Source organism: Leisingera sp., assembly GCF_034669605.1.
Lineage (GTDB): Bacteria > Pseudomonadota > Alphaproteobacteria > Rhodobacterales > Rhodobacteraceae > Leisingera.
Window position 1 is genome coordinate 1 of the sequence record NZ_JAXMOX010000228.1, and the last position, 6,869, is coordinate 6,869.

General features: G+C 64.9%; 6 protein-coding genes. 4 read left to right on the forward strand and 2 right to left on the reverse strand.

What is annotated here, in order from left to right; genetic code table 11:
• A partial coding sequence (locus tag VOI29_RS21070) for a hypothetical protein (protein ID WP_323783385.1) occupies positions 1-714 on the forward strand: 714 nt, incomplete at its 5' end.
• Between the two features lie 74 nt (positions 715-788).
• Here VOI29_RS21070 and VOI29_RS21075 read toward each other — a convergent pair.
• A complete protein-coding gene (locus tag VOI29_RS21075) occupies positions 789-1,286 on the reverse strand; it encodes a hypothetical protein (protein WP_323783387.1) in 498 nt (165 codons plus the stop codon).
• A 143-nt stretch (positions 1,287-1,429) separates the two neighbouring features.
• On the opposite strand from VOI29_RS21075, the gene VOI29_RS21080 reads away from it, so the two are divergent.
• Together VOI29_RS21080 and VOI29_RS21085 are read left to right on the forward strand one after the other, a co-directional pair.
• Positions 1,430-2,419, forward strand: coding sequence for a hypothetical protein (locus tag VOI29_RS21080; RefSeq protein ID WP_323783389.1), 990 nt, complete (start codon positions 1,430-1,432; stop codon positions 2,417-2,419).
• A gap of 215 nt (positions 2,420-2,634) precedes the next feature.
• Positions 2,635-3,927 carry an O-acetylhomoserine aminocarboxypropyltransferase/cysteine synthase family protein gene (locus VOI29_RS21085; protein ID WP_323783391.1) on the forward strand — a complete coding sequence of 431 codons (1,293 nt, stop codon included), beginning with the start codon at positions 2,635-2,637 and terminating at the stop codon, positions 3,925-3,927.
• Between the two features lie 63 nt (positions 3,928-3,990).
• On the opposite strand, the gene VOI29_RS21090 is transcribed toward VOI29_RS21085, so the two are convergent.
• Positions 3,991-4,710, reverse strand: coding sequence for an SIMPL domain-containing protein (locus VOI29_RS21090; protein ID WP_323783393.1), 720 nt, complete (start codon positions 4,708-4,710; stop codon positions 3,991-3,993).
• 165 nt (positions 4,711-4,875) lie between these two features.
• Here VOI29_RS21090 and VOI29_RS21095 point away from each other — a divergent pair.
• A partial coding sequence (locus VOI29_RS21095; protein ID WP_323783395.1) for a hypothetical protein occupies positions 4,876-6,869 on the forward strand: 1,994 nt, incomplete at its 3' end.

The window sequence follows — 6,869 nt, forward strand, 5'->3', positions numbered from 1 at the left end:
GGCAGCGCGGCCGAGGACGCGCCGGAGGTTCTATGGGACGCGATCCTGGATGACCGCGAGGCGGACCGGGTGGTTTTCTCCAACCCGCATTTCTTCGGTTCGCCGCGGCATGCGCTGCAGGACGGAAGCCTGTATCCGGAGGCCGGGGAACGGCTGCAGGCGCTGCAGGCGCTGTTTCCCTACGATCAGCCGGAAATCTTCATGGCGCTGCGCAACCCGGCGACGTTCCTACCGGCACTGTTTACAAAGTCCAGCCGGCCCATCGTGCAGAACGCATTGCAGGGCAGCGACCCGGTGCAGCTGCGCTGGTCCGGGCTGCTGGCGCAGATGCGGGATATGGTGCCTGGCATGCCGGTCACCGTCTGGTGCTATGAGGATCTGCCGATGATCTGGGACCAGCTGCTGCGGGAGCTGGGCGGAATGGAGGGCAATGCGCCGGTCAAGGGCGGGATGGATCTTCTGGCCGCGCTGATGAAGCCGGAGGGACTGGCGCGTTTGCGCGCCTATCTTGCCGCGCATCCGGATCTGACGGAGACCCACAAACGCCGGGTCTATGCCGCATTTCTGGACAAATTCGCCTTCGAGGACGCGCTGGAAGAGGAGCTGGATCTTCCTGGCTGGACCGGTGCCTTGGTCGAGGAGATGAGCGTGCGTTACGAGGAGGATCTTTATCTGATCCAGCGGATGACGGGCGTCACCCTGATTGCGCCCTGATTGCGCCTGCCCCGGTCCCTGCGCCGCAGCCGGGTTGCAGATCCGGCGCGCGGCAGGCGGGCGGCGGCCGCAGCTCAGTGCAGGGGCTGGCCGTTTCGTCCGAAAACCAGGGTTTCAGTGCTCAGGTCGTCATATGTGACCTCGACCGCGACCTGCTGCAGGGACCCCAGCGGATAACTGCGGTAAGGCATTCCGTCTTCGTCCTTGATTATATTGGGGAAGCCTTCCTCCAGGTGGCAGTCCGGCAGCGGCCAGATTTCCGGCGGGTTGCCGTTCACCCCCAGCTTGACCTGCGCCAGCCCGCAGCGCCAAGACCAAAGGTGGGTCACGTAAAGCAGATCCTGGCCGTCGAACTCCCGCACATGAATCCAACTGCCGTGGGTCGCTGCCAGGATCGGTTTCACTTCCAGCGCAGTGGTAAAGCGCCCGGTGGCCTGCTGCGGCTCAGCCGCCAATGATGATTGGGTGGATGCTGCCTGCGCTGCAACCGGAGCGGCTGCAGGTTCCGGAACGCCAGGCTGCGCCCCAGGCTGGGCTGTTGCCGCAAGAATTGCCAGGATCACATCAATCATTTTTGTCCCTCCCCGGGTTGCGCCTCCTGCGGCACAGACCGCCTGAAATTGCCTGCAGGCCGGTTGCGCGGCGCCTTGCAGGCTTGTAGCTACTCTATCAGGCAGTCCTATCCGCCCGGAAGAGACGGAAAACGGGGAAAACAATGGTAAATGCCCCCTTCAATGTGATGATCATCGGCCAGGCCGGCCGGCTGCAATATGAGGCGCTGCTGTTTGCCGCCTCTCTGCGCCACTGTTCGCCTGGATTTTCCGGGCGGCTGTTTGTGGCTGTGCCGCAGCAAGGGCCGCTGTGGCAGAAGGACCCCGGCATCCGCAACCAGGAGGTGCTGCAGGCGCTGGCGGATCTCGGCGCCGAGATCCTGCCGTTTGAAAGCAAGGCCTTCGGCGCCGCCTACCCGTACGGCAACAAGATCGAAGCGCTGCAGGCGATGCCAAAGGACGAGCCGTTTGTGTTCTTTGACACCGACACGCTGATCACCGGCGAGCTGGCAGAGGTGCCATTTGACTTCAGCCGCCCTTCGGCCTCGCTGCGGGTGGAGGGCACCTGGCCCAAGCCGACGCTCTACGGGCCCGGCTACAGCGGGATCTGGCAATCGCTTTACAGCCGCTTCGGGCTCGACTTCCTGTCCAGTCTCGATCTCAGCCAGCCGGAGGAGTACTGGAAGCGCCACCTCTATTTCAATGCTGGCTTCTTTTACGGCGCCTGCCCGCGGGCCTTTGGCAAGCGGTTCCTGGTCTATGCGCAATCTGTCCGCAACGATCCGCCGCTTGAGCTGACCGGCCAGACGCTGGAGCCCTGGCTGGACCAGATCGTGCTGCCGCTGGTGATCCACTCCTTCGGCGGCGGGCGCGATGCGCTGCCTGACGGCTACCTGGACGGTCAGACGAGCTGCCACTACCGGCTGTTTCCGCTGCTCTATGCGCGGGAAAGCGACCGGGTGGTGGAATTGCTGCAAGAAATCGCGGCGCCGAACCGGCTCAAGAAAGTGCTGAAGGGCTACGAGCCGATCAAGCGGATGGTCTATCAGGGGCGCGGCGAAAAAGTGCGGGCGCTGTTTGACCGCGCAAACCTGCCGCGGCGCGAACAGGCAATCCGCAACCGGATCAAATCCGAAGGCTTCTGGATGCGCTGACCCTGGCCTGCGGATTTTAACAAACTCAGGGTTCCCGCCCGCTCAGGGGCCCCGATAGAGCCCTCTTTCAATTGGGTCAGGCCCAACGGGTGCAGGCGCCGCCAGGGGCCGGCAGCGGGCGGGTGCCTTTCCCTGCGGCATTCCCGCAATTGCCTTCCCAGCGCAGCCATGCTGTTGTGCGCCCGGACTAACAGAGCTTTCAGGGAGACCAATTCATGACCGACGCTCCGACATACGGTTTTGACACCTTGCAGATCCATGCCGGCGCCAAGCCGGACCCGGCCACCGGCGCGCGGCAGACGCCGATCTACCAAAGCACCGCCTATGTGTTCCGCGATGCCGAGCACGCCGCCGCGCTTTTCAATCTGCAGGAAGTCGGCTTTATCTATTCCCGCCTGACCAACCCCACCGTTGCGGTACTGCAGGAACGTCTGGCAACGCTGGAAGGCGGCGTTGGCGCGGTCTGCTGCTCCTCCGGCCATGCGGCGCAGATCATGGCGCTGTTCCCGCTGATGGCTCCGGGCTGCAATGTGGTCGCCTCGACCCGGCTTTACGGCGGCACCGTCACCCAGTTCAGCCAGACCATCAAGCGTTTCGGCTGGTCCGCCAAATTCGTCGATACCGACGATCTGGACGCGGTGAATGCTGCCATCGACGAAAACACCCGCGCCGTGTTCTGCGAATCCGTGGCCAACCCCGGCGGCTATGTGACCGACATCCGCGCCTTGGCGGATATCACCGACACAGCCGGTATCCCGCTGATTGTCGATAACACCTCTGCCACGCCTTACCTGTGCAAGCCGATTGACCTGGGGGCGACGCTGGTGGTGCACTCCACCACAAAATACCTCACTGGCAACGGCACCGTGACCGGCGGCTGTGTGATTGACAGCGGCAGTTTCGACTGGTCCGCCAGCGATAAATTCCCATCGCTGTCAGCCCCGGAGGATGCCTATCACGGGTTGAAGTTCCACGAGACCTTCGGCCCGCTCGCCTTTACATTCCACAGCATTGCCATCGGCCTGCGCGACCTGGGCATGACGATGAACCCGCAAGGGGCGCATTACACGCTGATGGGCGTTGAGACGCTGTCGCTGCGGATGCAGAAACACTGCGAGAACGCCGAGAAGATTGCTGCCTGGCTCGAAAACGACAGCCGCGTTGACTACGTGACCTATGCGGGCCTGCCGTCCTCGCCCTATTATGAGCGCGCCCGGGCCTGCTATCCCAAGGGCATCGGCGGCCTGTTCACCTTTGCCGTAAAGGGCGGCTACGACGCCTGCATCAAGCTGGTGGATTCGCTGGAGATATTCAGCCATGTGGCCAACCTTGGCGACACCCGCTCGCTGATCATCCACTCGGCCTCCACCACCCACCGGCAGCTGTCGCCGGAACAGCAGGAGGCTGCAGGCGCCGGCCCGAATGTGGTGCGCGTCTCGATCGGGATCGAAGACGCAGACGACCTGATCCGCGATCTGGACCAAGCGCTGGCCAAAGCCTGCGGCTAAGCGGCTGCGGGAGCCTCAAAGGAAAGGCCGGGCGCCCTGCCCGGCCTTTCCTGTTGCCGCTGGTTACTCGCCGCCCGGCAAAATCATGTCGAAGACGACCGAGACATTGTGGCTGAAGGTCAGCTCCCCGGCTTCAATCGGCATTGCGTCGCTGCGGGCCATTTCCATTACCATCTTCGGACGCCCGCCACCGCCGCCGTGCTCATTGATTGAACGCACCGGTCCCAGCTCCATGCCTGCCGCTTCGGCCAGCTGCTGCGCCTTGCGGATTGCATCCTTGACCGCCTCGCCGCGGATTTGATCGGCGACCGCGGACGGATCCGCCACCCCGAAGCTCAGCCCCTGGAACTGATTGGCTCCGGCCGTCAGCACCGCATCCAGAACCGGGGCCAGCCGGTCCAGGTCGCGCACCCGTACCATCAGCGTGTTCGACGCTTGAAACCCGGTGATCTCACGCCGTCCGCCGCTGTCATAGGAGCGGTCTTGCGACCAGACCGGATGCATCGAGATCTGCCGGGTCTGCATGTCCTCCGCAGCAATACCGCCATCCTTCAGCCGGGCGATCACCGCGCCCATCGCGTCTGATACGGCCGCCATCGCGGCGGCGGCTTCCTCGGCTTCCTCGGTGACACCCAGGGTGATGGTTGCCAGCTCCGGCGCCACCTGCATCGTGCTTTCTCCGGTGACGGATATCTGGCGCAGCGCTGCGCCCTCGCTTGCAGCCAGGGCGCCGGCGCTCATCGACAGCATCAGCGCTGCCGCCAGAATTTTCTTTGCCTTCATAGTGAAAAGCTCCTTTTGCAATGGCTGCTAGATAGGGACGGCAAACTGCCGCCTGCAAGTGCTGGAAGGCGTCTTTTCCTTTCACTTGGCGGGTTCCTGCTTTAAAGTCCGCGGTAAAACACCGGGCGCGTCAGGCGGCCCCGGGGCAGTATGGATTTTGATGGTTTGACCCAAGGCATAAAACCGGCTTTTGCGCTTTCGCTTTCCTCAGTTGGCATCGAACTGATTTACCGGGCCAAGGACGGCTGGCGCAGTGTGGGCGGCACCCCGTTTGACGCCGATGATCTGCCCGCCGCGCTGGCAGCGTTGCGCGAGGATGCGCAGCGGCTGGCGCCCGGGGAGTTCTTCTGCAAGCTTGTCCTGCCCGATGAACAGATCCGCTATTTGACGGCGGAAACCGGCGATCTGCCCGTTGAGGCGCGGATTGAAGCGGCCCGCCAAGCGCTGGAAGGCGCAACCCCTTATCCGGTGGATGAGCTGGCCTTTGACATCTCCGTTGAGGGCAGCCGGACTCATGTTGCTGCGGTGGCGCTGGAAACCTTGGACGAGGCTGAGACCTTTGCGGTCGCGCACGGGTTCGGCCCGGCCAGTTTTGTCGCGGCGCCGGAAAACAGCGGCTTTCGGGGCGAGCCCTTCTTCGGCACCACGCGGGCAATCCGCGGCACCGAGGTTGAGCCAGACGATACGGCTGTCAAGGTAATCGGGCCTGCTGCCCTGCCGCCACCCCGAAGCGAAGACAGAGCGGAGACCGGCGCAGCCCCGGCCCTGACTGGAGACAGCACAGTACCGGCAACTGTTGCCGCCGTCACGGAACCCCTGGCAGAGCCCGCAGGGCCGGAAGCGCTTGCTGAAGCGGAAGAGATGGCTGCAGCCGCCAAACAAGTGCCCAAGACAAAAGACGCCCCGCAGACCGCCCGCAGGGACGGCCCGGCGGAACCGCCTGCCAAGCCCGCCGGAGCAAAAAAGCCGGCGCAGGATGTTCCAGGTTCTGCCAGTCAACAGGCCAAGGCCGCCCCCGCGCCATGTACAACCGCGCCGGCAGACCCTGCGCCGGTCTCTGCCGCGCCATCCCCAATGCCCCCTGCGCCGCTGGCGGCGGCGGCAATTGCGGTCAAAAAACCGGATACAGCAGTCCTTTCCGCGTCCCGCCCGCCTGCGCCGCCGCCCCCCTTGACGGTTTCCCTGCCGCCGTCCGGCACGGTTCCGCCTCAGCCAATTCCGCCGGCGCCGCCAGCCTTGCACGACACCGCCCCGGCAGCCGTCGCGCCAGCAGCCTCACAGTCGCCTGCCCCCCAAAAAGCCGCCAAAGGCAAGCCACGCTATCTGGGAGTGATCCTGACGGCAGTTCTGCTGCTGTTCATGGCTACAGTTGCGGTCTGGGCAGTGTTTGGCGAGGGAGGGTTCTTTGCCGCGGCGCCGGAACAGAATTCCGGCCCGGCACCTGCCCCTGCGGTCAGCTCAGAAGACCGGCAGCCGGAGGAAGCCGCCCCCCGGCCGGCCGCTCCCGCCGCCGCGGACGGCCCCGCCACGGAAACCGCCCCTGCCGCCATTGCACCGCAGGTGAGCGTGCTGGCAGACCAGCCCGATCCCGGCCTGCAGGAAACCAGCGCCTCACCGGCAGGGGGGGGACCCCAGGGGCAAACTGCCCTGGCTGACGGCAGTGAAGCAGACGGGCTTCCGTCAGCTGAGGATGAAGCCGCCGCCGATGGTGCAGAACTGTCCGAGGAGGGCACGGACACCGCCTTTTGGGACCCAAGTGCCCTGAAGCCGGGCGGCGCAGGGGAAAGCGCAGCCGCATCCGCTGACCCCGAGACAGAAGAACCGCTGGATGAATTGGCGCAGGCCGCGCGCTATGCCGCGACCGGGGTTTGGCCGGTTGCCCCCAGCCTCGGCGGCATCCCCGCCGCGCCCCGCCTGGACGAGCTTTATACCGCCTCGGTCGACCACACGGATATTGCCGCCGATGCCGTTGCGCTGCCGCAGCAGGACGCTTTTTCCGGGGATGACGAGCCTGGCGCTGTTGCCTCCCCCGCCGCGGCAGGATCCGCGTTTGATCTGGACGCGCGCGGATTGGTCAAGGCCACCCCCGAAGGAACGCTCACCCCCGATGGCATCACTGTTTATCTTGGCCGTCCGGAAAAAGTGCCGCCGCGCGCACC

Coding starts and splice junctions, on each gene's coding strand:
- VOI29_RS21075 (WP_323783387.1), bottom strand. CDS start 1,286: ATGATTGATGTGATCCTGGCAATTCTTGCGGCAACAGCCCAGCCTGGG.
- VOI29_RS21080 (WP_323783389.1), top strand. CDS start 1,430: ATGGTAAATGCCCCCTTCAATGTGATGATCATCGGCCAGGCCGGCCGG.
- VOI29_RS21085 (WP_323783391.1), top strand. CDS start 2,635: ATGACCGACGCTCCGACATACGGTTTTGACACCTTGCAGATCCATGCC.
- VOI29_RS21090 (WP_323783393.1), bottom strand. CDS start 4,710: ATGAAGGCAAAGAAAATTCTGGCGGCAGCGCTGATGCTGTCGATGAGC.